Genomic DNA, 24375 nt, shown 5'->3' on the forward strand with positions numbered 1-24375 from the left:
CATGTCGGCGTGAAGGCTTTTGTCGACTGGTATCTGGAAGCACGTAGCGAACTCGATCGCCAAGTGGAGGTCGTCCGATGAACTATCGCGCAGAGATTGACGGGTTAAGAGCAATTGCCGTTGTTCCGGTTCTCTTCTTTCATGCCGCGATCTATCCCTTTAGCGGGGGTTATGTCGGTGTTGACATCTTCTTCGTGATCAGCGGATACCTCATCACCGGTATTTTGCTGAAGGAGATCGAGCAAGGCAGCCTTTCGGTCGTCGGCTTCTATAATCGTCGCATTCGACGCATTTATCCCGCACTTTTTGCCACTATCATCGTCTCGGCGATCGCCGCTGCGTTTGTCCTTTACGCTGACGACCTTAAGGACTTCGGACAAAGTGTCATTGCAACGCTCACCTTCATGTCGAACGTCTTGTTCTGGCATGAGACCAATTACTTTGCGCCAAATGCAGAATTCAAACCGCTGCTGCACACCTGGTCGCTCGCGGTGGAAGAGCAGTTCTACGTCCTCTTTCCTCTGCTTCTGGCTGTTCTTGCCAAGCGGGGCCGACGAAGCCAGTTTGCCGTCATCGCCTTTTTGACCGCCGCAAGCTTTGCGGCAGCCGAGATTGCTTCCTTGCGTTTTCCAGCAAGCGCCTTCTTCCTTCTGCCCTTTCGAGCATGGGAACTGTCAGCAGGTGCGCTCCTTGCGCTTTATGAAACAGGACGCGCGCGCCCGGCCGGACGTGTTGCGTCGACAGGCGCGGCCGTTGGTCTTTTGCTGATTGCTTATGCCATCGTCGGTCTCGATCTCGAGACTCCGTTTCCGGGGCGATGGGCATTGCTTCCGGTTTGCGGGGCCGTTCTGGTCATTCGTTTCGCACAGCCCTCTCATTTGATCGGCAGGGTCCTCGGCTCGCCGGTTGCGGTCGCGGTCGGCCTGATCAGCTACAGTCTCTATCTGGTCCACCAGCCCATATTTGCTCTGTACAGATATGCCCGCGTCGTTGAGCCATCTCGCCTCGAGATGGTGGGACTGATCGCGCTGAGCTTTGTGTTGGCAGCAATTTCCTGGAAGCTTGTCGAGCAACCATTCCGAAGAGCCCGCTATCGGGCACGCACGGTCTTTGCTTCAGCCGCATGTGGCAGTCTTATTCTGATATCATTTGGCGCAGTGGCGCACCTGAACGCAGGCTTCCCGTCATGGACGCTTGCACGGCTTTCGCCTCAGCAGGCGATGGTCTATCGAAATCTGCTGGAGGAACGCGGTCGCATCGATAAGGTCGCCGACAGCAACAAGTTCACTGAATGCGTGTTTCGCACGGGTAAGCTTGACGAGATCTTCCGTCGCCAATTTGCCGATTGTGCCGAAGAGCATGGCACCGCAACCATAATTGTCGGTGATTCGCATGCCGGCAACCTGTTCGACGCAATCGCGCCGCTATCAGGTCGGCCGTTTGTCATAGGGATAAACAAAGGCTTTTGCCGAGCGGTCGAATCCAATCCCCAATGCTTCTATGGTGAATTGTTGGACTTCGTCACAACCAACGCTGACTCGATAGATAGAGTCATTTACATGCAGGCAGGTTTTTATCTTCTCGATGCCCCGGACGGTGCCATCGGCAGTCGGGACATGTTCCAACGCTACACCGACCGACAGTTCCCCGTCAGCCAATCTCGTATCGATCTGACGCTGACTTATCTTGGCAAGCTTGCGCGTCACGTGAATGTCGTTTGGTCAGGTCCGTGGATAGATCCGCACGTCACACATAACCAGCTTGTTGCAAACGGCTGCGACGGCTCGACTGATCTGCCCAATTCCTTTGTGATCCCGTCCTATACGCGCCTTGACCAAACAGTCCACGAGTTGGCCCGCGAAAGGCAAATATCCTACGTGTCGACGATCAACGCGCTGAATTTCAACGCGCGACTGGATCTTGTCGACTGCCAGAATGTCTACTTCATCGATGCCGACCACTGGAGCGTCGCAGGCGAACAGAGGTTTGGGCCGAAGGTCCTGGGGGCACTGAACATGACGATGTGAAGGGGCTGCTGCTAGGCAGGGCTCCTTGATCAAAGGCAAGCTTTCGGCGTGTGATCCATCAGGGGGATTTGTTATGACAACGAAAACACCGCGATATCATGCCCTCGACGGTGCACGCGGCGTTGCCGCCTTTGTGGTAGTGCTGTGCCACGGCCTGTCCAGGGCATATCGCCACTATGACCTGTCGCCTCTGCAGTTGAACGCGTTGAAGGCTTTCCTTACGCTCGGTCACCTAAGCGTCATCTTCTTTTTTGTCCTCAGTGGGTTTGCTCTCGGCATTCGCTACACCCTGGGAAAGAACAATTCATACTGGCGGTTTCAGCTGGGCCGGCTGGTGCGTCTCGTGCCGTGCGTGGCAGCCGTCGTCGCCACCGCAACCGTGCTTCGCGTGGTGACGCCGGACCTGCCCGTCGAGATGCTCTCCGGCGCGTTTGTCGACTTATGGAAGCTTCCGATCAACGTCGAACTGTTGGCGCGACACATCTTGCTCATCGGCGTCAGTCGAACGGACACGGACCTGGATCCTCCATTGTGGAGCCTCGTATACGAAATGCGGGCCGGGCTCTTCATCCCCTTGTTCATGTATTCGCTCAAGCGATATTCGCTTCACAGCAATATCATCCTGATTTTTCTGCTCTACGCTTTTTCGTCGATCTCACTGTCCCTGTTCGGGCTACCAAACCCAGTTTTCTATGGGGAGACGCCGCTTGGTTCGCTACTGGCGACACTCCACTATCTGGGGTCGTTTCTTTTCGGGTGCGTGATCTGCCATTGCCTGCATCAAAGCGAAGGGAGTTGGTCGGTAAACGGAGCTCGGCGCTTCACATCATTCATTGTGTTAGCCCTCCTCGCGTTCTGGCTTGGAGGCATTCTTACCCATAGCGACCTGCTCCTAAGTCTGGCGGCGGGTTGCGCGATCTACTGCATTTTGCGCATCGAGCCGTTGAAGCAAGGGCTAGAGTTGGCACCGATCCAGTTTCTGGGAAAAATATCCTATTCACTGTATCTCGTTCACATGCCTGTTTCGCTGGCGGTATTGCGACTGGCGGGAGGCGAAATAGGCGACGGCTACTTCCTTATCATTGCCCCGACGCTCAGTCTCATTGCCGCAACGATCTTATTCGTGATCGTCGAACGTCCGTCGATAGCTCTTTCGAGAATAGTCGGGCGACAAAGCACGACGAGGCCGGGCGGCCAAAGCGGACATGACGAGGAACGTCCAGCCGGGACGAAAAAAGCGTCGGTTGGAGAGCCTGAAGACCTGCAAGTTCAATCCCTGCGATCATGAAGGAGAAAATTGATGAATACCAATGACCTAGACTGCCCCAAGAGTGTCGATGAAATGGCGCTGTTCGCTGCTTTGATCCTGAGCTCGGCCACGTCGTCATCGGTTGAAATCTCCAGTGCAAGGAGTGTTCTGGTCGAAGTTAAGCGCGCATCGTACCGCCTTGCCACCGACGAGGACGTTAAAGCCCAATACCAGCGACTTGCGCTGGCATGTGCTGCCCGTGGCCAGACGTCAGGGCGCTGAAAACAGCGAAGTGCTCTTCGCCGGACATCAGATCGTGCTCGTGAAAACTCAAATCCATTAGGTGGCAGTTGGGAAAGTTAGATAGGAACGCCATTACGATCCTCATCGTGGACGACGAGTTGTCGGTGCGCATGGCACTGCGCGCGGAACTTGAGGATGCCGCGATGACTGTGATCGAAGCGCGTAACGCTACCGAGGCGCTGCGGGAGCTCGAAGCAAATATGAACATCGAAGCCGTATTGAGCGATATTCGAATGCCTGGAGGATTTGATGGGGTCGCTCTTGCAAGACTGGTGGAACGTCGATGGCCGTTTGTGAGAATTCTGCTAACGTCGGGAGAGCATGCGGTTTCGGACAGGGACCTGCCTTCGGGCACGCGCTATATCGCCAAACCGTACGAAAGCCGACAAGTGGTGGCAACCATTCGCGGGATGGTGCGAGGTTACGCCTGATCACGATCCAGCACCGACAATGCGAGCACTGGCAATCTCGATCAGGTTTTGATTGGAGCACCACTTCTAGAGACTGACGAAATCATCGATAACCAGCTGAGATATACATCGTTTCATGTTTGTCTGTTTTAGTGGTGTCGAATACGCTTTGTGTCGGAGTTGTCCTCCTGTTAGCCACCTGCTCCCTGGCCCGCCTTGTAACCGTCCGGCGAAGGCCACAGGTTAGGCAGCCTGAATTTGGCGGCGACTTCGATGACTGCCAGTGCTAGTTCAAATTAAACGGTTACAACGCCCTCGATACACGTCGTCACGTCGCCGCCGATCCAAACCTGGTTCTCGGCCTGCTTCACATGAACACGTCCTTTCCTTCCAAGGACGGTACCCTGGCTGGCAATGTACGACGAGGGCGCGATGCCATTTCCTATCAACCATTGCGCAATGCCAGCGTTTAGGCTGCCGGTTACAGGATCTTCAAAACCGGCCGCGGTAAAGGCGCGCACCTCGAAATCCGCATCCCGCCCATCCTTGATAGGGTCCCAGGGAGCAACAACACCGACCCGCAATCCAGACAGCACGGCAAAATCCGGGCGCAGTGCCAAGACGTCGGCCCTGGAGCGTAGCAGGACAGCAAGCCAACCTGGGCCATTGTCCACCCAGTTGGCGTCGACGATAACATCAGAGGTTAATCGCAGACCTTCGATGGCTCGCGTTAGCGTGTCGAGTTCCACCGGGCCTGAGCGGCGTAGCTCGGGGGCTTCGAAAGAAAGCCGCTCATTGTCACGCCGAATGCGGATAAGTCCTACTTCGCACTCTTGGATAATGTCACCACTCTTTGGCCGCCCACCGGAAGACAGCCAGACGTGACAACTCCCTAAGGTAGGGTGGCCCGCGAAGGGCAATTCAGCAACAGGCGTAAAGATGCGAACGCGGTAGTCAGCATCCGCCGACTTCGGCTGTAAAAGGAAGGTCGTTTCGCTGAGGTTCGTCCAACTCGCGAAGGCAGCCATCTCAGACGCGGTCAAGGAATCTGCTCCGATGACAACCGCCAACGGATTGCCTAGCAAAGCTCGGGAAGAGAAAACATCAACCTGCTGGAATGAAAATTTTGTTGTTCCGTGTCTCACTATGACATCCTGACGTTCTGAATTTATGCGGCCTTTCCGCATTTGACGCAACTTTGGGTGACGGCCAATTCCACGGAAGCAACTCCTCAAGCCGTGTGACAGGCATGTTAGCGATGCGAGCGAGGACATTGGCAAGCCACGCCTGCGGATCGACGCCATTGAGCTTGGCGCTCATAATTAGCGTCGCCATGAAGGCGTCGCGATCGGCACCACGATCGGAACCGGCGAAGAGCCAGGACCGCCTGCCGAGGGCAAAGCCACGCAGCGCCCGTTCGGCGGCATTGTTGGTCAGGCAGATCCGTCCGTCACCGAGGAAGGAGGTGAATCCGTCCCAGCGCTTCAGCATGTAGTCGATCGGCTCGGCAACCGGAGAGCTGCGCGACAGCCTAGCCCACTCGGTGCGCAGCCATTCCTCGAGCGCATCGACGATCGATTGGCTTTCCTGTCGGCGGCGCTGCAGCCGCTCATCGGCGGCAAGTCCGTTGACCTCGCGCTCGATGTCGAACAGAGCATCGATGCGCTTGACCGCCTCGAGCGCGACAGGCGTGGCGTTCTTTCCGCGCTGGGCATTGGTGGCGATGTCGGCAAGCACAAAGAACTTGCGGCGCGAATGTGCCCAGCACAGCGCCTGCGTCAACGGACCGGGATCGCGATCCGCCTTGAACGGTGGGTTATAGCCGCCATAGGCGTCCGCCTGCAGAGTGCCGGCGAAGCTCTTCAAATGACGCTCGGGATGCTCCTGCCGCCGATCGCGCGAGGCATAATAGAGCGCCTCCGGCGGCGATTGCCCGCCAAACGGCCGGTCATCTCTGACGTAGGTCCAGATGCGACCGGTATCGGTCTTGCCCTTCGCCAGAATGGGGACGGTGGTGTCATCGCCATGCAGCCGCTCGGCGGCAAGGACATGCGCCTCGATCAGTCCATGCAACGGCTTCAGCGCCGCGGAGCAGGCCCCGACCTGGTCGGCCAGTGTCGACAGGCTGAGGTCGATGCCCTCGCGGGCACAGCGTTCGCTCTGCCGGTTCAGCGGCTGATGCTGACCGAACTTCTCGAACAGGATCATCGCCAAGAGATTCGGTCCGGCGAAGCCGCGCGGCGTCACATGGAAGGGCGCGGGCGGCTGGGTGATCTTCTCGCATTCGCGGTAGGAGAACTTCTCGCGCACCGTCTGGATCACCTTCCACTGACGCGGAATCACCTCCAACGTCTCGGTGATGTCCTCGCCAAGCTTTGCTAGCTTGCCAGAACCGCAACAGGGGCAGCTCGCCGGCGCGGCGATGACGACGCGCTCGCACGGCAGATGCTCGGGAAACGGCTTCCTGGACGGACGCTTGCGCTTAAACGCCCTGACCGCCGGGGACCGTGCCGCCATCTCCGCCGACAGCTCGTCTTCGCTGGCGTCGGCTTCCAGTTCTTCGAGCTGCAATTCCATCTGTTCGAGCAGGCGCGCCTTGCGCTCGGAACGGCTGCCGTGGATATCGCGCTTGAGCTTCTCAATCTTCAGTCTCAGCCGCGCGATCAGCGCATCGGAATGCGAGTTTACCGCCTGAGCTCGGGCGGCAATGGCCTCAGCTTCACGACGCGCCGCACGCTCGGCGAGGATCATCGCATGCGCACTGGCAAGGTCGTCGGGAAGCTGATCGGCCGTATCGGTCATGGCCAGATGGAATCATATTCGCTCCCGCCTTTCCAGCCATTTCCGCTGTCCCGCGGAGCTTGGACGCCAGGTTTTTTGCGGCATTCGCCAGTCGATGCCTTCGAGCAAATAGCCGAGCTGCGAGGGCGTGATAACCACCGTCCCGTCGGCCGCCGATGGCCAGATAAAACGGCCGCGCTCGAGCTTCTTCGAACTACTCCTAGTGTTTGCACTAGGACTTGCAGCCTTCAGCCTGCCTCAGCAAGGCGGCCGTCACCGGAGGGTACCGCGCCTTTCGAGCGGGCCATTTTTTATCGTCGCTTACGTCACTGGCCTTGACGAGTGTCGGACCTCGGCCCGCGGTTAACGTTACAGCCGGTGGAGCGACATTGCACACTTTGAGATCCCGTGATGAAGGCGCAGGAACGCCGGGCTCCAAAACGCCGGCGCTAAGCGACAATCCCATTGCCTCTTTGCGTCAACGCCTGAAGCGTGCCTTTAACCTGCTATCGGCATGAGGATCGAAATAGTGGTAGAGAGCCGTTGCGCGCACGGTGTCGGGATCGCATGGTTCGTTTGCGTGGATGCTTCGGTAGCCCCAGAACAGATAGAGATTTCCTGGAACCATTTTGATCCTCGTGAATGACGCGGGATCGTTCAGGGCTCGGGTTCTCAATGACTTTTGCCGGATCTTGTCCACTATTATTTTGTCGACAAGATTTCCCGCATAGGTTTCGCGGACGGGTCTGGTATTCGGCACGAGGAGGAGATCGCCGGCCCGACCGGTCGTGGGGATAACAATGGGAATCAATGCGGTGACGAGGTAGGAATCATAGTGGAAGTTGAGAGAATGCTGCATCATTCCCTTGCCGGTCAGGCATCTCAGCAACTGATAGAATTCGACAGCAGGAGCCGGTTTGTTGCGGCTTGCTACATAAAGCCGCGAAAAGATCGACTGGAACCGCGTGGATTGTGCCAGTTCATCAAGTCCGGATCCCTTTACGGCTTCGCTGCCTCTAAAAGCCACATACTCGTTCTGGGAACCGCGCACGGATGATGCGACAAACTCCTGCATCGTCATCAAACTGGCAGGTGTTAGGAAATCCGGTACGCAGCAATACCCATCCCGCTCCATAGCGGAGAAAAGCGATTGCAGCCGGTCGTCGGAGATTTCGGGTGTGGTTGCATCAAGCGCATTTACGGTATCCATGGCGGACCTCGAAGCGTTTGAACCTCCCGACCAAACAATAGGAGTCGTATCCAGGGTTGTCTACACGAAAGATCGAAGCAACGAGGCGTCACACGGTATTGAGTGGACATCGGAGGTGTTCGGCGGCCGTGCCTGCGCCGAGCTATCGCAACTCATAAGCAGGGATTACAGGACGGCAAGTGTATTCTCCAGGCAAGCGACATCTCACCCGACATAGGGTAGGGGGAGTAACCGCTATAGCAGGCGACATCGCACCAGCAAGTAAGACGAGTACCCTGCCAAACGTCACGTGATACACGGGGTCACTCGGTGCGATCGTTTCATGTCCATGTCCGGCTGCTGCCGGGGCGCGACATGCCTGCCGCACAAGCCTGGATGACGAACTGCTTGGAACGGATCGAAGCTTGAGTTTCTGCGGCTGTTACGCATCTGATTGCCGACCGTGAGGGATTGACCGCCGATGTGATGAACTGGTGAACGATAAAGAACGCAAGATCACGTATCAGCGAACGCAATGAACGATGTAGCGCGCTTAAAACTCTATGTTTGACCAACGTTCATCGTTCTAGGCACAAACCCGACCGCGAATCCAAATAACCTGCCAATCTTTTCCAAGGTCTCAAGCGTGGGGTTTGCCGTACCTGTTTCTATTTCCGCAATCTGGCGCCTTGTGAGCGCTAGTGTCTTGGCAAATTCCTCCTGTGTCATACCAAAGCCTTTGCGGATCTCTGCTACAGCGCCAGGCAGCCTTAGATCGCCGTTTCGAGCACGCTCCGCCAGATCGCGTCGGTTTTGCAGGATTTCTTCTCTGGTCGGCTTTTTCCAGCGGGGCATCAGCGGTCTCTATTCTGCGTCAGGTTAGCGACGCCAAAACGCTCTCGGCAATTTCCGCGCAGCGCCCCATGCCTCGCTCTATGATCTCGCGTGGGGCGCTCATATCCTCCGCAATCTGGGGAGCCTGACGCAGGCGTTCCGCAAATGCGGAAAGCTTACCTGCAAGACTTTTTTGCATATCGGGTTCAGGGAAGAGCTCGCCGCAAATCTGCTTCCAATCGGGGAAATGATCGCGGCCGGCATCCCGCATCATACTCCACCGCGTGGAACGGACAATTCCTTCCTTGGCGAGCCGCATCGGGGCGAAGTCGAAGAGTGGAGATAGGCGAATTGTGCCATCTTGATGTTTGCTTAGAGCCGAGTTTCGGCCGTGATTGTCGGGATTGCCAAGGGCCAGGTTTGCGATGTCGCGTTTCAGGTATTCGACGATGTCCGCGAAGGGATCAGCCGAAAATTGCCGCAAGATATCGATGTAAGCTTCATGCGTGCCGACATGCCCGAAATCAGCAACGCCGATCGCAGAGACCAGGCTTTCTTGCCCAAGACGTATTGCTTCGCCGCGTTCTCCCTTCTTTCTGTCGAAGCGGGGGATGATGAGCACGCCTTCAGCATAGATTGATGGTTCGCTGACGTTCAGCCCGATATCATGAGCTATGCGAGAGTAGAGGGCTTCACCTTCGAGAATGAGGCGATCCACGGGCTCGGTGCTGCGAACCAGCTTGACGATGACATGGCGTAGCGCCTCATCATCGGTGACGAAGCTGTCGGGATAATATTGCCCGTCGCCCGCTTGGGTCATGGACACCTTCGGCCATTCACCTTGCAGGGCACTTGAGCCAGAGGCGAGCATTCCGAAGCGATCGGCAACTTCCATGAAGCGATCCGACCGCTCAAGGATCTCCGCTTCGGTCACGCCTTTGCGCTGCACACCGTGCAGCCGTTCAATTTCGGCGTCAGCGGCTTCCTTGATACGGATATTACCTATACCGCCGGTGGCTGATCGGAGTAGCAGCGGGAGATCGGAGGTGCGCTGTCCTTCAGCAAGCCCGAGATGTTCGGCAAGCTTCCGCCTTGCGTGTCCTTGGGGCATCAGATCCAATAGGAACGGTGGCCAACTGCGGCTATATCGGTTCTCCAGGTCAACGGGATAACCTACGGACAAGGCGCGATTGTCGTGGACCGTTTTTCCCGCCGCGAATTCTGCTGACGCCACGGTGACGAAATAGTTGAGATCATAGTCGACGATTGACGCGCCACGGAAGCCGGCCGCTTCGTCCTTTATCTCCAAGGTAGCGGCGGGATGCCACTCGCAGTTAAAATGGGTTTGAAGCGTAAGTCGCATTAATTGACCCTTTCAATGGGTTGTTTAATGCATTTGTCCTAATTATTCAACCCATCAAGATGGGTCAAATATCGGGGTTAGGCCGGCTGTGTGCTCGTTGATGAATGCAATGAATGGGGTGTTGACGAGCATCTATTCCGGCGAGGTGTTCCCCACCGAGGTCCCGGGCGTCGGCACCGGCTTTGCCACCAGAGACAGATGACGCAAGTGCATGTCGGATGGTTGACTTGCGAAGCGGGTAGACGACTTCCTCTTCGCATTTTCCTCATGGCATTACTGGCAGCGATGAGTGGCAGTAGTTGAAGTGTAGCAAGGCCCATCCTCCTCATTGTTCGCATGCTTCGCTGTCAACGGTCCGCAACTCTTCTGTAGTTTCATAAATGGGGTGCGCAGCAGAACCTTCATCAACCGCTCGGCGAGCGCTCGAAGTCGAAAATTCTCTGCGTCGCAAGCGCGGCAGCGCACCGTGCCCATGAACTTGGACCCAATCGGTGACGAGTTCATCGTGAGCGGGCCGCGACTTGCGTCCCCGTTCCCTGGGTAGGAACGGCTCGACTACGCGCCATTCCTCGTTGCTCAAATCGCCTCGCGCTAATACTGCCTCCTAAAAAGCAGTCTTGAATCACGCTTCAGCCGACTTGGGAATCCACTTTGTCAACAGAGCCTAGCCATCGGTTGCCCGAGCGATCCTATAGATCGATCAATCGCTGAGCGGTGAACTTGTCGGTCACCAGCATACCGATGACCCCAAGTCGCAGCGCGCCGGCGATAGCGGCCGTCTTTTTCGAGCCGCCAGCCAATGCGATGACACGATCCACTCGCGCAAGATCCTCAAGGGGGATCCCGATAACGCGGTCATCCAAGGGCGTCTTCACCGCTTTGCCGTTTTTGTCAAAGAAGCGAAGCGAGATGTCGCCGACTGCACCTGCATCCGCGAGATCAGCAAGCTCCCGCGACGAAAAGATGTTCCCCGACCGCGCGAGAAGTTCTGAGGGTTCGACCGCTCCGATGCCTACAATTGCAAGCGTGATGCTGCCGAATAGGTCCATCGTCTCGCGGACAAATGGATCGGACTGCATGAGGAGCTTGGCCTCTCGCGAGGTGGTCACTCCCTGCACAGGAAGAAGTTTGGGCTCTGCACCGGTCAGCCGCGCAAGTCGTGTCGTAAGTTGGGTCGCGTGGGTCTGCACCGATGGATCGCCCATGCCGCCGAGGGTCTGAACGACGTATTTCGCCTGCGCGCTCTTCTGAGGGTGGATGTTTTCCACCATCTTGAAGATGGTTTGACTCCAACTCGAAACCCCGATGATCTCTCCGGGGGCAAGTGTGACCTCCAGGAGATGAGCTGCCGCTTCGCCGATCCGGGCCATGATGGCTCCGTCGCGGTCTTCCGTACACTCCACGACAACTGCCTCGGGCAGGTCGTACCTCTCACGCAGGCCCGCCTCGAGTTCGCTATAGGTCCCAACAGGAGGGATGACGCTCGTTCGGACGATATCCTCCGCCTCAGCGCGCTTCAGCATCCGGGAGACGGTTGCCTGCGACAGCCGAAGATGCTGTGCGATCTCCGCCTGTCGCCGCCCCTCGATGTGATACATCTGGGCGACTCTTGAAATGAGGCGGAGTTCGTTTAGGCGAGACATCGCTGATCCCGGTGTGAATTTTTATTCACCTTTAGCCGGTGTTTGGCGCGACGTCGAGCGGGCGAGAGCATCATTCCAGGTATTCAGGAGCACTTCCCGATCCACGCGTTGCGGGGCAATGACCTGCTTGCTTCGAGGCAGTCCCGCGATGACCCCGAGATCGCTCCACAGGCCGAGTGACAGTCCCGCCAGATATGCGGCGCCGAGCGCCGAGGCCTCGGGGGCCTCGCATTGGATGACGGCATGTTCGACAAGGTTCGAGACGCACTGCATCAGGAAGCGGTTCTGGCTTGGTCCACCGTCGACATAAAGGGCGCCGAGTTCGCCGCTGCTCTGTGCGCGCATGGCAGCGATCACGTCGTGGACCTGGAAGGCGATCGAGTCCGTCACTGAGCGCGCCATTTGAGCACGCGTCGTGCTGAAGTTGATCTGCGAGAAGAGGGCGCGTGCGTCGGAGTTCCAGTAGGGTGCGCCCAGTCCTACGAAGGCGGGCACGAAGCCTGGTCCTCCTGGCTCAGCGGTCGCCGCCAGATCGACCAAGGCGGCCACATCAGGGAGGCCGAGAATGCCCGCCATCCAGGGGAGGCTTGCGGCGGAAACGAGAATATTGCCTTCGAAGGCGAAAGTCGGCTTTCCACCGATGCGCCATGCGACAGTGGTCGTGATGCCGTTGGACGGGGCGATGAACCGAGGAAGTGTCGTCATCACCGAGGAGCCCGTTCCGAAGGTTATCTTGCCATCGCCCGGTTTGAATGCTCCATGACCGAACAGGGCGGCATGGCTATCGCCGATCGCGGCCCTGATAGGTGTGCCGTCCGGTACGCCTGGAAGCCCCTCAGTCGCGCCGAAATCCGCAGCGCTGTCGAGCACCTCCGGGAGGAGTGCGGTATCGACGCCGAAAATCTCTCCGAGTTCCTCACTCCATCTCTGCTCCTGGAGGTCGAACAACTGGCTTCTGGCGGCGTTCGAGGCATCGCAGACGTGCCGGCCCCCGCCGGTCAGGCAGTGCACGAGCCAGCTGTCGATCGTTCCAAGTCGGACCGATCGGCCTGTCGGCACACGGTCGAGCAGCCATCGGAATTTTAAACCGGGGAACATCGGGTCCAAGGGAAGGCCGGTGAGAGCCTGCACACGGTCAAGACGACCTTCGGCGACTAGACGCTCGCAATCTCGCGCCGTGCGTCGGCACTGCCAGCTCAGCACCGGGCCTAATGCTTGTCCCGTGTCGGAGTCCCAGGCGGTGACCGACTCGCGTTGATTGGAAATCGCCACCGCTTCGATGGTCACATCGGCGACGGCCTTCAGGCAGGCGTCGATTGCTTCGCAGACAGAGGCGTAGAGCCGGCGTGGATCTTGTTCGACCCAGCCGGGCCTCGGATAGGAGATGCCGACAGGAGCCGAGCCTCTGGCGACGACTTCTCCCTTTTCGCAAACGAGAACTGCCTTGGAATTGGTCGTGCCCTGGTCGATCGCCAGAATAGCCCGCATCGTATCCTCCCAGATCATACGGCCGGGGCGGTGCAGTGCCCCCCGGCTTGATTAGGTGCTACCAGTTTACTTGCGCTTGATCAGCGACTGCGCGGCGTCGGCGATTGCCGACGGTGCCATGCCGAACTCGTCGAGCAAGAACTCCGCCGATCCGGTCGGAGCGTAGATGCCGGGAACACCCAGACGCTTCATCGGGACTGGAGCATTGTCGACCACGACTTCAGCTACCGCAGAGCCAAGCCCGCCAAAGATCGAGTGCTCTTCGGCCGTGACGATCGCGCCGGTTTCCTTCGCCGCGGCGATAATGGCTTCCTCGTCGATCGGGCGAACCGTTGCAAGGTTGAGCACCCTGGCGCTGATGCCATGTTTTGCAAGGATTTCGGCTGCTTTCACCATGCGATGGGTCAGAGTGCCGTTGGCAATGAGCGTGACGTGCGAACCGTCGCGCAGGAGATTTGCCTTGCCAAGCTCGAACCTGTGACCTTGTGGAAGAAGGTCGGGCACACCCACGCGCGAAAGGCGCAGGAAGCATGGCCCGTGGTAGGTCGCCGCCCACTCGACGGCTGCGGCAGTCTCGATGCGGTCGCATGGCGCAATCACAGGAAGATTGGGCAGGACGCGCGTCCAGGCGAAGTCTTCGATCGAATGGTGGGTCGGCCCCAGCTCGCCATAGGCCATTCCAGAGGAAATGCCCACGAGCTTGACGTTGGCATTCGAGTAGGAAATGTCGGCCTTGATCTGCTCCAGCGATCGCCCCGTTAGAAAGGGCGAGGCGCCGCAGACGTATGGAAGGTGCCCGCCGTTGGCGAGGCCTGCTCCAACGCCGACCATGTTCTGTTCGGCGATGCCGACATTGACCAGGCGCTCGGGAAACTTCGACTTGAAGCCGCCGAGCTTGGAGGAGCCTACGGAGTCATTGCAGACCGCGACGATCGTTTCGTTCTCGGCTGCCAGGCGCTCGAGCGTTGCTGCGAACGCGTCGCGGCAATCGTGGAGCTTGGGTGGGTTTACTGGCGCGTTCATCACAGTGCCTCCGACAGTTCTGCCAATGCGATTTCGTACTGTTCCTTGCTCGGGACCTTGTGGTGCCAGTCGACGCGGTCCTGCATGAACGAGATTCCATGACCCTTGTTGGTGTGGGCCACGATGCAATGCGGCCGCGATCCCCGGTGTTCGAGGGCCGGCACGACCTCGCTCATATTGTTTCCGTTGATCTCGGTGACTTCCCAGTCGAAGGCTTCGAGCTTCGGGCGGAGCGGGGCGAGATCGTTGGTGTCGGCCAGAGCGGCACCCTGCTGGAACCTGTTGTGGTCAATGACCAGCGTCAGGTTATCCAGCTTGAATTGGGCCGCGGCCATGATCGCCTCCCAGTTGGAACCCTCCTGCATCTCTCCGTCGCCGGTGACGACGTATGTATGATACTTTGCCCCGGAGAGCTTGGCGGCCTTCGCCATACCTACCGAAACGGGCAGACCATGGCCAAGCGGCCCGGTGTTCGTCTCGACACCCGGAACCTTATTACAGTTGGGATGCCCGTTCAGTCGCGAGTGCGGCTGCAGGAAGGTGGAAATCTCCTCTTCCGGAATGAAGCCGCGCTTTGCAAGGGTCACGTATAGGGCACACGCCGTATGGCCCTTCGAAAGAACGAACCTGTCGCGAGCGGGGTGCTTTGGTTGGTCCGGCCAAACGTTCAGCACGCGGAAATAAAGGGCCGTCAGGATATCGATGACCGACATCTCCCCGCCGATATGGCCGGCACCTGCTTCGAAGACTGCCTGAAGATCGCGCAATCGGATCTCGCGAGCGAGGCGCTCGAGTTCTGTCGTATCCATGGATTCCTCTTGTGCATAAATATTCACTAGGCAATATTTTTGCACACGAACACGTTTAGTCAACCCCCTCAGACAAACATCCTGCCGGGATGGCGCGGACAAATCCTGTTGACAGCCCTAAAGCAACTTGTTAATGAATTTTCCAGCAGGTGTGAATAAATATTCTGCATTGAACAGATATTGACTACCTACGAGATCTAGGGAGGAACGATGGTGGCGCTCGACATCAATGAACAGAGGCTCTCGTCCGGCGCCTGGCTTACCAAGCTCAAGGGTGCCACCGGCCCACTCGTGGGGCTGCTTGCGCTTTGCGTCTTTCTAAGCTTCAGCACCGACGCGTTTCTGTCCGTTCGAAACGGCCTCAACATCCTCGATCAGATCACCGTCCTTGGCATCATGGCGGTCGGAATGACCTTCGTCATCCTGATCGGCGGCATCGACCTCTCGGTTGGTTCGGTGCTTGCCCTTGCTATGATGGTCATGGGCTGGACGGCCAACGTTGCCGGCCTTCCGCTGCCGGTCGGGATCGCCTTCGGGCTGGTCGCATCCGCCGTCTCCGGTTTGATTGTCGGACTCCTGGTGACGCAATTCCGAGTGCCGGCGTTCATCGCCACTTTGGCCATGATGTCCGCAGCTCGTGGCGTCGCAAACATGATCACGGATGGCCAGCAGATTGTTGGATTCCCCGACTGGTTCATGATGCTCGCGATCGATCGCCATTTCGGGGTGCTGACTGCCACCGTATTTCTCATGCTTGCCGTCGTGCTTGCAGCCTGGCTCTTCCTGCGCTTCCGGTCCGAAGGCCGCATGCTTTACGCTGTCGGCGGAAACCCGGAAGTCGCTCGCTTGGCCGGTATCAACGTCCAGCTGGTGACGATCGGTGTCTATGTCGTGAGTGCGGTCCTCGCCGGACTGGCCGGCATCGTACTCGCCGCCCGCCTGGACTCTGTCCAGCCTTCCAGCGGCCTGGGCTATGAGCTGGATACCATTGCTGCGGTCGTCATCGGCGGGACGTCGCTTTCCGGCGGCGCCGGAGGGATCGGTGGAACGCTGATCGGCGTTCTTATCATCGGCGTCCTTCGCAACGGTCTCAACCTACTCAATGTTTCGCCGTTCCTTCAGCAAGTGATCATCGGGATCGTCATCGTACTTGCGGTTGGCGCGGAGACTATTCGTCGGCGTCGCGCCTGACGAGTGGGTCCGCCGCGTCGGCGGGCTCCTGGAATTCCGCCCCAAGTCTTGGAGCGGATCAATACCCCGAGGGGGAGGAAATACCCGAGGGTTCCATCAAACAACGGAGGAAAATACAATGAAAATTGCGCGCACCATGCTCGCGTCTGCCGCACTGCTCGGTCTCACGCTCGGACCCGTACACGCAGCGGAGCTGAAGAAGCTCGGTCTGGCCGTTGCCAATCTTCAGGCCAACTTCTTCAACCAGATCAAGCAGTCGGTCGAGGCGGAAGCTAAAAAGCACGGCATCGAAGTTGTCACCGTCGACGCGAAAGGTGACGGACCGACGCAGGTCAACCAGATCCAGGACCTTCTGACCCAGAACATCGACGCGCTGATCTACATTCCGGCAGGTGCGGCCGCTGCGACCGTTCCGGTCAAACTTGCCAAGAGCGCCGGCATTCCGGTGGTAAACGTCGACCGCAATGCCGACGGCGCACCCGGCGACACCTTCCTTGCGACGGACTCCGTCGCATCCGCAAAGTCCGTGTGCGACTTCATTTTGAAGCAGGCCGGCGGCAAGGGCAAAATGGTCATCATCCATGGCCAGAAGGGTACGACGCCCGAAGTTGACCGTTCCAAGGGCTGCGCTGAATCTCTCAAGGCAAACCCGGACGTCAAGGTCGTGGCCGAGCAGTACTCGAACATCTGGAGCCAGGATGAAGGATTCCAGATCATGCAGAACATGCTCCAGGCAAATCCGGACGTGTCGATTGTCTTCGCCCAGGCAGACGCACTCGCACTTGGTGCTGCACAGGCGATCAAGGTTGCCAATCCTTCTCAGAAGATCGTGGTTGGCGGCTTTGACGGTGACACCGCCGCCCTCGAAGCGCTCAGCAAGGGTGTCTTCGACGTGACTGCAACGCAGCAGACGCAGAAGATGGGCCGCGACGCGGTCGAAAACGCCGCCAAGCTTGTCGCCGGCAAGAAGGTGCCGCCGGTACAACTCCTGGACGCCACGCTGACGACCAAGGAAAACGTCGCAGGCTTCATCGCCAACCATCCGTAATGAAGTCGAGGTCTTGAGGAGGTGTGCCGTGACTGATCCGGTTCTTTCGCTGAGGGGCATATCGAAGCGGTATGGACCGCTCCAGGTTCTGAAGAATGTCAGCTTGGACGTCCATCCGGGCGAAGTGGTCGCACTTCTCGGTGAAAACGGAGCGGGCAAGTCGACGCTTTCCGGCATTATCGCCGGGTCACGCACGCCATCCGAAGGTTCCATGACATGGCTGGGGCAGCCTTATGCCCCAGCCACCCCAAGAGAGGCGATCGACAAGGGCGTCGTCCTGATCCATCAGGAGCTGCAGCTTCTGCCGCAGCTCTCGATCGCGGAGAACGTCTTCATCGGTCGCTGGCCTATGAAGAACGGCGTGGTCGACCGTCAGCAGATGGTTCGTCGCGCCCAGGAGCAGCTCGCGAGACTGAACCTGCACATACCAGCGATGCGGAAGGTCGCCGGCCTTTCGACCGCAAATCAGCAGCTCATCGAGATCGCGAAGGCGCTGGCTTTGAACGCCAAGCTCCTCATCCTCGACGAGCCGACCGCGGCCCTCGGTGGCGCGGAGACGGAAGCACTCTTCGAACAGGTCCGGAAGCTTCGTTCCGAAGGGGTCGGCATCATCTACATCTCTCACCGCATGGAAGAGATCAAGCAGATCACCGACCGGATCGTCGTGCTTCGCGACGGCGAGCGCGTGCAGGAATTCACGGACAGCTCGACGCCCGTGCGCACGATCGTCGAGAGCATGGTCGGACGCTCGCTCGACCGCATGTTCCCGACACTGCCCGATCCGACGGATCGCCCCGTACTTCAGGTGTCCGGTCTCAGCTCTTTGGACAACTCGTTCCGTGACGTCACCTTCGACGTCAAGGCAGGCGAGATCCTCGGAATTGCCGGACTGGTCGGTGCCGGTCGCACAGAGCTTGTCCGGGCGATTTCGGGCGCCGATCCGATCAGCGCGGGCTCGATCAAGCTGGAAGGCGAGGAGCTTCGACTGCGCGATCCTGCCGACGCGATCGCCAAGGGCATCGTAATGGTCCCCGAAGACCGCAAGGAGCAAGGCCTGATCGTCGGGCACCTTATTGGGGAAAACATCATCTATGCCAACCTCGACAAGCTGGGCGGGCGCTGGATCACACCGCGCGTCAAGCGCTCATTCGCGGAGAAGGCGGTGGCCAAGTTCGGCGTCAAGGGTCGTGCGGAGCAGTATGCCTCCGATTTGTCCGGCGGCAACCAGCAGAAGGTCGTGATCGCCAAGTGGCTGATGCGCGATCCCAAGGTGGTTGTGCTCGACGAACCCACCCGCGGCATCGACGTCGGCGCCCGCGCCGGCATCTACGACATCATCGTCAACCTTGCCAAGCAGGGCGTTGCGGTCATCGTCGTAAGCTCCGACCTCGAGGAAGTTCTCGGCGTCTCAAATCGCATTCTCGTTCTTGCCCAGGGCAAGCAGGCAGGCATTCTCAATCGTGACGAGGCAAACGACGTCTCTGTCATGGAGCTAGCTACGATCTAAACAGACAGAGAAAGGAAGAGCGGTGTCCGACATCACTCTCAACGCCCCGAAGCTTTTCGATCTCAGCGGCCAGGTTGCCATCGTGACCGGCGCTGGGAGCGGGATTGGGCAGCGTATTGCCATCGGCCTAGCACAGTGCGGCGCCGACGTCGCACTGCTCGACCGTCGCACCGACGACGGATTGGCCACAACCGCCAAGCACATCCAGGCCGCCGGCCGTCGTTCTATCGAGATCGCAGCTGACGTCACCAGCAAGTCTTCCCTGGGAGACGCGGTGGCTCGCACGGAGGCCAAGCTAGGCGCGCTGACACTTGCCGTTAACGCCGCGGGCATTGCCAACGCCAACCCGGCAGAGGAGATGGAGGAGGACCAGTATCAGGCGTTGATGGACATCAACCTGAAAGGAGTCTTCCTTTCCTGCCAGGCCGAGGCTCGCGCTATGTTGAAAAACGGGCGCGGCTCCATCGTCAACATCGCTTCCATGTCCGGCGTGATCGTCAATCGGGGACTGAGCCAGGCGCATTACAACGCCTCCAAGGCCGGCGTGATCCACATGTCGAAATCCTTGGCGATGGAATGGGTCGACCGCGGCATCCGCGTCAACACTATCTCGCCCGGATACACCGCGACGCCGATGAACACGCGTCCGGAGATGATCCATCAGACCAAGCTCTTCGAAGAGCAGACGCCAATGCAGCGCATGGCAACGGTCGACGAAATGGTCGGTCCGGCCGTGTTCCTGCTGTCGAATGCGGCAAGCTTTGTGACGGGCGTTGATCTGCTTGTCGACGGCGGTTTCTGCTGCTGGTGATGCGATGAGAAAGCTGATTGCCGGCAACTGGAAAATGAACGGTCTCGCTTCCTCCCTGGCTGAGATCGAGGCGCTGAAGGGGCTAACGGGCGAGGCGACGTGCGATATCGTCGTCTGCCCGCCCTTCACGCTGTTAGAAAAGGCCGCCGAACGCGCAAAGGATTCTGTCGTCATTATTGGCGCCCAGGACTGCCATCCGCAGATATCAGGCGCCTACACCGGAGACGTATCAGCGCAAATGCTCGTCGAGGCGGGTGCGCGCTTCGTCATTCTCGGTCATTCCGAACGTCGCGTATTCCATAACGAGAGCGATGCCGTCGTTTCGACCAAGGTCGCCGCCGCTCATGAGGCGGGACTGACCGCAATCATTTGCGTGGGCGAGACCCGCGCTGAACGCGATGACGGCAAGGTGATCGAAGTCGTCGGTGGACAGCTACGCGGTTCAATTCCAGCGGGTGCCACCAGTTCGAACGTGGCCATCGCATACGAACCGGTCTGGGCTATCGGAACTGGTCTGGTCCCGACCATAGATCAGATCGAGGAGATCCATTCTTCGATAAGACAAACGCTCGAAGAACGGCTTGGCGAAGACGGGCGCAGGGTGAGGATTCTTTACGGTGGCTCCGTGAAGGCCTCGAATGCCGCCGACATCTTCGGGGCGACAAATGTGGATGGAGCCTTGGTTGGAGGCGCATCGCTGAAGGCGGTAGAGTTCGCCGGGATCATTTCTGCAGCCGCTTGAAAAGGGGCACGACGCGCTTGGGTTGCTTTGCGGCCGCCCGATATCAGGCACCGTGAAAGGAAGAAACTATGAAACGCTTCGAAAACAAGACCGTCGTCATCACCGGAGGCAGCCGCGGCATCGGCGCGGGGATCGCCAAGCGCTTCGCAAGGGAAGGGGCCAACCTAGTGGTCTGCGCCAATGAAGAGACGGTCCATGCAGTCGCCGAGCAGATCAAGGTGGAGGGCGGCAATGCCATTTCCTTCGTTGGCGACGTCACTGACAAGACCAGCGTAAAGGCACTCTATGATGCGGCGGAGAAGGCTTTCGGTACCGTCGACGTGTCGATCCAGAACGCCGGGGTCATCACCATCGCCCGCATCGAGGACATGACGGAAGGCGAGTGGGACAAAGTCATGGCGGTCAACACAAAGGGCGTATTCTTGTGCGCACAAGAAGCAATTCTGCGTATGCGCAAGCATGGACGCGGCGGCCGCATCATCAACACCGCCTCCGGTCAAGCGCGCGACGGCTTCATCTATACGCCACACTACGCCGCATCGAAGATGGGCGTCGTCGGTATTACCCAGAGCCTTGCAAAGGAAGTCGCGACCGAAAGTATCACCGTCAACGCGTTCTGCCCTGGCATCATCGAGACTGACATGTGGGCCTATAACGACCAGGCGTGGGGCAAGCTCCTGGGCAACTATGGCCCTGGGGAGCTGATGAAGGAGTGGGTCGAAGGTATTCCGATGAAGCGGGCCGGATCCGGCGAGGACGTCGCCGGTCTGGTCACCTTCCTTGCTAGCGACGACGCCGCCTACATCACCGGCCAAACCATCAATGTCGATGGCGGTTTGATCATGTCGTAACGTCATTCGACAATGGGGAACGGTGCGTTCACCAGGAGAACCGGTTCCCGATGGTTGAACTGCTGGAAGCCTCTTGCAGAACCAGGCATCGATTGCTTATGTTAAAAACGTTCTCAGGGCGGGGCGAAAATCCCCACCGGCGGTATCGAGGCAACTCGGAGCCCGCGAGCGCCTTCGCTGAAGCGAAGGGTCAGCAGATCCGGTGAGATGCCGGAGCCGACGGTCATAGTCCGGATGGAAGAGAGCAACGCAGCGGAACCGCGTGATGAGCGGCGTTTCCGATGCTTGTTCGCCCAAGGGAAAAACGGTGGCTCTAACAGGCCATGCTCGCCGCCAAAAGCGGCTAACCCTTGAAAGGCAAGAAGAAGATGGCAATTTCCAAGATCGACGAAGCGGTGGCCGCAATTGCACGTGGCGAGATCGTGGTCGTCGTCGATGATCGCGACCGGGAAAATGAAGGCGATTTGGTGATCGCTTCGCAAGCAGTTACGCCGGAATCGATCGCGTTCATGATGAACTACGCCCGCGGCCTTATCTGCGTCGCGATGGAAGGCGAGAGACTCGATGCACTCGACATTCCATTGATGGTGCCGCGCAATACCGAAGTTCTCAAGACCGCATTCACCGTCTCGGTGGACTACATCCCTGAAACGACGACAGGCATATCCGCTGCCGATCGAGCTGCAACCGTGCGAGCTCTTGTCACGGACGGCTCACGTCCAGAGGATTTTGCACGGCCGGGGCATATCTTCCCGCTTAGAGCCCATCCGCATGGCGTACTTTCCCGCCCTGGGCACACGGAAGCGGCCGTTGACCTTGCAAGGCTTGCTGGGCTGTTTCCATCAGGTGTGATTTGCGAGGTTGCCAACGACGACGGAACAATGGCTCGGTTGCCAGAGCTTGAAGCGTTTGCCGAACGGCACGGTCTTCATCTGATTACGATCGAAGACCTCATCGCATACAGGGCGGAGAGCCTACCCGTCAAGGCAGCCTGATCGACCCTGCTCGGAGTGCCAGCTGGTACTCGTGGCCTCAGCATGGTGGCGCCCCGGAGGGCGGTCGTTTTTCTAGCGCCACCAACACAACGTTCGCGGTCGAGTAAGCTTGTTTCCGGTCTGGCAATATAGCCTGACGCAAACGTGAAGGATGTCGCGAACGTCCTAAGGCCAAGACCAGCGATTTCGGTAGGGCAGCACATAAAGATTCTATCTGCAAACTTTTGCAGTTGCTTATCGATCTTCGCCCGTTGAGCGTCGGATCGTCCGGTTTTTCACGTCCTTCTATGCCATATCCTTGCGCAGCCGCAACCGGCCCTCTATGCGGATGCCTATCCGGCCGCGGCCGAGGCGAACCAGCCGTATCGGAAGCTGCTTTTCGTCCAATCGGCGACGCAGAAGAAGCAGCCTCGTTTCCAGGTTGTCCTTGAACTCCGGCAGCTTCAGTGCCGCATCGAGCCGGATCTCGCGGTTGGTGAATTCGAGCGTGCCGTTTGCCAGATGCTGTTCGAGCATGGAGACAAGAAGCCGGCCCGCGATTCCCTTGATAACATAGTCGCCGTCGACGAAAACGCTGTCGTCAAAGCTGTGATGAACGACCCGAATGATCTGTTCCGAAGCCGAGTGTTCGGCCGGAGCGACTCGGTGAGAGCCGGTCTCCAGTGAGAGCTTTTCGCCCAGCGCCAGAGCCACCGCCGCTTGTCTGGCGACGATGGAAAGCGCGACCTCGTCCTCGGCGGTGAAAGCCCGCCGTTCCCGGCTTTCGAGAAAGAGAACGCCGCGAACCGTGCCTCCGGCGACAAGCGGCACGGCAATCTGGCTCATCGCATCCGGCATGCCTGGGAGCGGGATCGAGCGGGTGCGGTTCTCGCTGAGAGCGGAATCGCGTATGGCCGCCCCGAAGCGGCGGACGCGGCTCATGTCGCTCACCTTCACCAGCCGCCCGCTTGCGGCAGCCGCGCCGATCACGCCCTCGCCAAGCGGTACATCCGAGCCGATGCCTGACGGTTGAAAGCCAAGGCTGCCAATGGTGACGAGCTGGTTGCGCTCTTCATAAAACTGCAGGATCAGCGCGTGTTCGAAACAGAATTCTGTCCGGATGCTCTCCAGCATGACATCGACAATGCGGTCCGCCTCGGTCTCCGCGGCGATCGCGTCGACGATCCTGGCGACGCCGGGGAGCCGGTCGTGTTTCGGTGCCAATGATTCCGTCGTCTCCACCGGGGAGCGGATCGGTTCGATTTTCGTTACGCGGAAAACATCGAGATTGCGCAGTTTCATGATCCCAGTCATGCCGACCTGGGCGCTGCTCGCGTCAAGCTGCAACGAGGTATGCTCGAAGAGCGGCCCGTCTTCCAGCGCGTAGGCGAAGACCAGCGCCAGCCGGAACTGCAAGCCATTCCTTCCGTCTACCAGAAGCAGGGTCGCTTGCGGGTTGAGCCGGATATTCGCCGCCGTCTTAGCAAAGAACTGGTTGGAGAGTGCCACATGGCGGTCGTCGACCATCACCACATGCGAAAGATAGGAGATGTTCGGAATGCCGTCCGCATCCGCCGTCGAAATGATCGAGGGGACGACGCCTTCGAAACAGGCCTCCAGGTCGGTGAGCTCGAGCGTCATTGTGCGGCGTTCCAGATGCGCGTGCCGGCGGTGGGGCCTGGCGTCTGCACGAAAATCGATGAGGGCTCGATGCTCACCAGCATTGCCTCCCGCTTCGACAACCACGGCGTAATCATCTCGGGCATTAGGCCGAGCCGCATCAAGGTCGAGACGATCGCGACCATGTACCGCGACGAACGCTCGATCTCGGCAGCCACCGCCTCGCGCACGGTCGCCATGCCTTTGATTTGGTAGGAGACGTAGTCGGTCGGCCGCGCGAAGGTGACGGCGACTTGAGCATTGTCGCGAAGATTGGCGACGGTCTGCGGCCATTGCCAGGCGGACACGACGACATGGACTGTCTTCAGGTCGTCGCACCAGGCACCGGCGCCCCGACCGATCTCCGGTTTCAGGGAAAGGCCGCTCGTGCCGATGATCTGCATCACCGGGCTTTCGATGAAAGCCGCAAGATTTTTGTCCAATCGCCACCTCGTTTCGGCATCTTCCGCATT

23 protein-coding genes and 1 riboswitch are annotated in these 24375 nt (G+C 58.8%); of the genes, 11 read left to right on the forward strand and 12 right to left on the reverse strand.

Annotated elements, in window-relative coordinates; all coding sequences use genetic code 11:
• Window positions 1-77 precede the first annotated feature (77 nt).
• From K9B32_RS12105 to K9B32_RS12120, 4 genes are all read left to right on the forward strand, one after another.
• A complete protein-coding gene (locus tag K9B32_RS12105) occupies window positions 78-2027 on the forward strand; it encodes an acyltransferase family protein (RefSeq protein ID WP_224562282.1) in 1950 nt (649 codons plus the stop codon).
• Window positions 2028-2100: 73 nt separating this feature from the next.
• Window positions 2101-3315 (forward strand): acyltransferase family protein, encoded by a 1215-nt coding sequence (locus K9B32_RS12110; RefSeq protein ID WP_224562283.1) that lies wholly within the window; start codon window positions 2101-2103, stop codon window positions 3313-3315.
• 12 nt (window positions 3316-3327) lie between these two features.
• A complete protein-coding gene (locus K9B32_RS12115; protein WP_224562284.1) occupies window positions 3328-3558 on the forward strand; it encodes a hypothetical protein in 231 nt (76 codons plus the stop codon).
• Between the two features lie 107 nt (window positions 3559-3665).
• Window positions 3666-4010, forward strand: coding sequence for a response regulator (locus K9B32_RS12120; protein WP_224562285.1), 345 nt, complete (start codon window positions 3666-3668; stop codon window positions 4008-4010).
• A 275-nt stretch (window positions 4011-4285) separates the two neighbouring features.
• On the opposite strand, the gene K9B32_RS12125 is transcribed toward K9B32_RS12120, so the two are convergent.
• From K9B32_RS12125 to K9B32_RS12170, 10 genes are all read right to left on the reverse strand, one after another.
• Complete coding sequence (locus K9B32_RS12125; protein WP_224562286.1) at window positions 4286-5134, reverse strand: PhzF family phenazine biosynthesis protein; 849 nt, start codon at window positions 5132-5134, stop codon at window positions 4286-4288.
• Window positions 5094-6791 carry an IS66 family transposase gene (gene tnpC / locus K9B32_RS12130; RefSeq protein ID WP_411969703.1) on the reverse strand — a complete coding sequence of 566 codons (1698 nt, stop codon included), beginning with the start codon at window positions 6789-6791 and terminating at the stop codon, window positions 5094-5096. Before tnpC ends, K9B32_RS12125 begins: the two co-directional genes overlap by 41 nt.
• Window positions 6792-6803: 12 nt before the next feature.
• The gene (gene tnpB, locus K9B32_RS12135; RefSeq protein ID WP_224562817.1) at window positions 6804-7022 is read right to left on the reverse strand and encodes a transposase; all 219 of its coding nucleotides are present in this window, start codon (window positions 7020-7022) and stop codon (window positions 6804-6806) included.
• Window positions 7023-7248: 226 nt separating this feature from the next.
• On the reverse strand, window positions 7249-7980 hold the full coding sequence (locus K9B32_RS12140; protein ID WP_224562287.1) for a hypothetical protein: 732 nt from the start codon (window positions 7978-7980) through the stop codon (window positions 7249-7251).
• Between the two features lie 540 nt (window positions 7981-8520).
• Entirely contained in the window at window positions 8521-8814 is a 294-nt protein-coding gene (locus tag K9B32_RS12145) for a helix-turn-helix transcriptional regulator (protein WP_224562288.1), read from the reverse strand.
• 19 nt (window positions 8815-8833) lie between these two features.
• A complete protein-coding gene (locus K9B32_RS12150) occupies window positions 8834-10156 on the reverse strand; it encodes a type II toxin-antitoxin system HipA family toxin (RefSeq protein WP_224562290.1) in 1323 nt (440 codons plus the stop codon).
• Between the two features lie 689 nt (window positions 10157-10845).
• Window positions 10846-11799: a sugar-binding transcriptional regulator gene (locus tag K9B32_RS12155; RefSeq protein WP_224562292.1), complete on the reverse strand. Its 954-nt coding sequence runs from the start codon at window positions 11797-11799 to the stop codon at window positions 10846-10848.
• Between the two features lie 21 nt (window positions 11800-11820).
• Window positions 11821-13287 carry an FGGY family carbohydrate kinase gene (locus K9B32_RS12160; RefSeq protein ID WP_224562294.1) on the reverse strand — a complete coding sequence of 489 codons (1467 nt, stop codon included), beginning with the start codon at window positions 13285-13287 and terminating at the stop codon, window positions 11821-11823.
• A gap of 66 nt (window positions 13288-13353) precedes the next feature.
• Window positions 13354-14310 carry a transketolase family protein gene (locus K9B32_RS12165; RefSeq protein WP_224562296.1) on the reverse strand — a complete coding sequence of 319 codons (957 nt, stop codon included), beginning with the start codon at window positions 14308-14310 and terminating at the stop codon, window positions 13354-13356.
• Window positions 14310-15119: a transketolase gene (locus K9B32_RS12170; RefSeq protein ID WP_224562298.1), complete on the reverse strand. Its 810-nt coding sequence runs from the start codon at window positions 15117-15119 to the stop codon at window positions 14310-14312. The genes K9B32_RS12165 and K9B32_RS12170 overlap by 1 nt, the downstream gene beginning before the upstream one ends.
• 210 nt (window positions 15120-15329) lie before the next feature.
• Here K9B32_RS12170 and K9B32_RS12175 point away from each other — a divergent pair, with 210 nt between their 5' ends.
• The 7 genes from K9B32_RS12175 to ribB all read left to right on the forward strand — a co-directional run bounded on the left by K9B32_RS12175 (window position 15330) and on the right by ribB (window position 22264).
• Entirely contained in the window at window positions 15330-16310 is a 981-nt protein-coding gene (locus tag K9B32_RS12175) for an ABC transporter permease (protein ID WP_224562307.1), read from the forward strand.
• Between the two features lie 118 nt (window positions 16311-16428).
• Window positions 16429-17358, forward strand: coding sequence for a sugar ABC transporter substrate-binding protein (locus K9B32_RS12180; protein ID WP_224562308.1), 930 nt, complete (start codon window positions 16429-16431; stop codon window positions 17356-17358).
• Window positions 17359-17386: 28 nt separating this feature from the next.
• Window positions 17387-18865 carry a sugar ABC transporter ATP-binding protein gene (locus tag K9B32_RS12185; protein ID WP_224562309.1) on the forward strand — a complete coding sequence of 493 codons (1479 nt, stop codon included), beginning with the start codon at window positions 17387-17389 and terminating at the stop codon, window positions 18863-18865.
• Between the two features lie 22 nt (window positions 18866-18887).
• On the forward strand, window positions 18888-19676 hold the full coding sequence (locus K9B32_RS12190; RefSeq protein ID WP_224562310.1) for an SDR family oxidoreductase: 789 nt from the start codon (window positions 18888-18890) through the stop codon (window positions 19674-19676).
• Between the two features lie 4 nt (window positions 19677-19680).
• Complete coding sequence (tpiA, locus tag K9B32_RS12195) at window positions 19681-20418, forward strand: triose-phosphate isomerase (RefSeq protein ID WP_224562311.1); 738 nt, start codon at window positions 19681-19683, stop codon at window positions 20416-20418.
• Between the two features lie 68 nt (window positions 20419-20486).
• Window positions 20487-21269: a glucose 1-dehydrogenase gene (locus K9B32_RS12200; RefSeq protein ID WP_224562312.1), complete on the forward strand. Its 783-nt coding sequence runs from the start codon at window positions 20487-20489 to the stop codon at window positions 21267-21269.
• 105 nt (window positions 21270-21374) lie between these two features.
• Window positions 21375-21519: riboswitch (FMN riboswitch) on the forward strand.
• A gap of 118 nt (window positions 21520-21637) precedes the next feature.
• Window positions 21638-22264 carry a 3,4-dihydroxy-2-butanone-4-phosphate synthase gene (ribB, locus tag K9B32_RS12205; protein WP_224562313.1) on the forward strand — a complete coding sequence of 209 codons (627 nt, stop codon included), beginning with the start codon at window positions 21638-21640 and terminating at the stop codon, window positions 22262-22264.
• A 285-nt stretch (window positions 22265-22549) separates the two neighbouring features.
• On the opposite strand, the gene K9B32_RS12210 is transcribed toward ribB, so the two are convergent.
• Both K9B32_RS12210 and K9B32_RS12215 read right to left on the reverse strand, forming a co-directional pair.
• Window positions 22550-23884: a GAF domain-containing protein gene (locus K9B32_RS12210; RefSeq protein ID WP_224562315.1), complete on the reverse strand. Its 1335-nt coding sequence runs from the start codon at window positions 23882-23884 to the stop codon at window positions 22550-22552.
• Entirely contained in the window at window positions 23881-24345 is a 465-nt protein-coding gene (locus K9B32_RS12215) for a hypothetical protein (RefSeq protein WP_224562316.1), read from the reverse strand. The genes K9B32_RS12210 and K9B32_RS12215 overlap by 4 nt, the downstream gene beginning before the upstream one ends.
• Window positions 24346-24375: the final 30 nt, after the last annotated feature.

It is taken from the genome of Rhizobium sp. 3T7 (genome assembly GCF_020166565.1).
Lineage (GTDB): Bacteria > Pseudomonadota > Alphaproteobacteria > Rhizobiales > Rhizobiaceae > Rhizobium.

What these genes read in the sequence shown, in the direction of transcription:
- K9B32_RS12210 (WP_224562315.1), bottom strand. Translation starts at nt 23,884, where the DNA reads ATGACGCTCGAGCTCACCGACCTGGAGGCCTGTTTCGAAGGCGTCGTC.
- K9B32_RS12150 (WP_224562290.1), bottom strand. Translation starts at nt 10,156, where the DNA reads ATGCGACTTACGCTTCAAACCCATTTTAACTGCGAGTGGCATCCCGCC.
- K9B32_RS12105 (WP_224562282.1), top strand. Translation starts at nt 78, where the DNA reads ATGAACTATCGCGCAGAGATTGACGGGTTAAGAGCAATTGCCGTTGTT.
- K9B32_RS12145 (WP_224562288.1), bottom strand. Translation starts at nt 8,814, where the DNA reads ATGCCCCGCTGGAAAAAGCCGACCAGAGAAGAAATCCTGCAAAACCGA.
- tpiA (WP_224562311.1), top strand. Translation starts at nt 19,681, where the DNA reads ATGAGAAAGCTGATTGCCGGCAACTGGAAAATGAACGGTCTCGCTTCC.
- K9B32_RS12165 (WP_224562296.1), bottom strand. Translation starts at nt 14,310, where the DNA reads ATGAACGCGCCAGTAAACCCACCCAAGCTCCACGATTGCCGCGACGCG.
- K9B32_RS12180 (WP_224562308.1), top strand. Translation starts at nt 16,429, where the DNA reads ATGAAAATTGCGCGCACCATGCTCGCGTCTGCCGCACTGCTCGGTCTC.
- ribB (WP_224562313.1), top strand. Translation starts at nt 21,638, where the DNA reads ATGGCAATTTCCAAGATCGACGAAGCGGTGGCCGCAATTGCACGTGGC.
- K9B32_RS12110 (WP_224562283.1), top strand. Translation starts at nt 2,101, where the DNA reads ATGACAACGAAAACACCGCGATATCATGCCCTCGACGGTGCACGCGGC.
- K9B32_RS12200 (WP_224562312.1), top strand. Translation starts at nt 20,487, where the DNA reads ATGAAACGCTTCGAAAACAAGACCGTCGTCATCACCGGAGGCAGCCGC.
- K9B32_RS12140 (WP_224562287.1), bottom strand. Translation starts at nt 7,980, where the DNA reads ATGGATACCGTAAATGCGCTTGATGCAACCACACCCGAAATCTCCGAC.
- K9B32_RS12155 (WP_224562292.1), bottom strand. Translation starts at nt 11,799, where the DNA reads ATGTCTCGCCTAAACGAACTCCGCCTCATTTCAAGAGTCGCCCAGATG.
- K9B32_RS12160 (WP_224562294.1), bottom strand. Translation starts at nt 13,287, where the DNA reads ATGCGGGCTATTCTGGCGATCGACCAGGGCACGACCAATTCCAAGGCA.
- K9B32_RS12170 (WP_224562298.1), bottom strand. Translation starts at nt 15,119, where the DNA reads ATGGATACGACAGAACTCGAGCGCCTCGCTCGCGAGATCCGATTGCGC.
- K9B32_RS12115 (WP_224562284.1), top strand. Translation starts at nt 3,328, where the DNA reads ATGAATACCAATGACCTAGACTGCCCCAAGAGTGTCGATGAAATGGCG.
- K9B32_RS12175 (WP_224562307.1), top strand. Translation starts at nt 15,330, where the DNA reads ATGGTGGCGCTCGACATCAATGAACAGAGGCTCTCGTCCGGCGCCTGG.
- tnpC (WP_411969703.1), bottom strand. Translation starts at nt 6,791, where the DNA reads ATGACCGATACGGCCGATCAGCTTCCCGACGACCTTGCCAGTGCGCAT.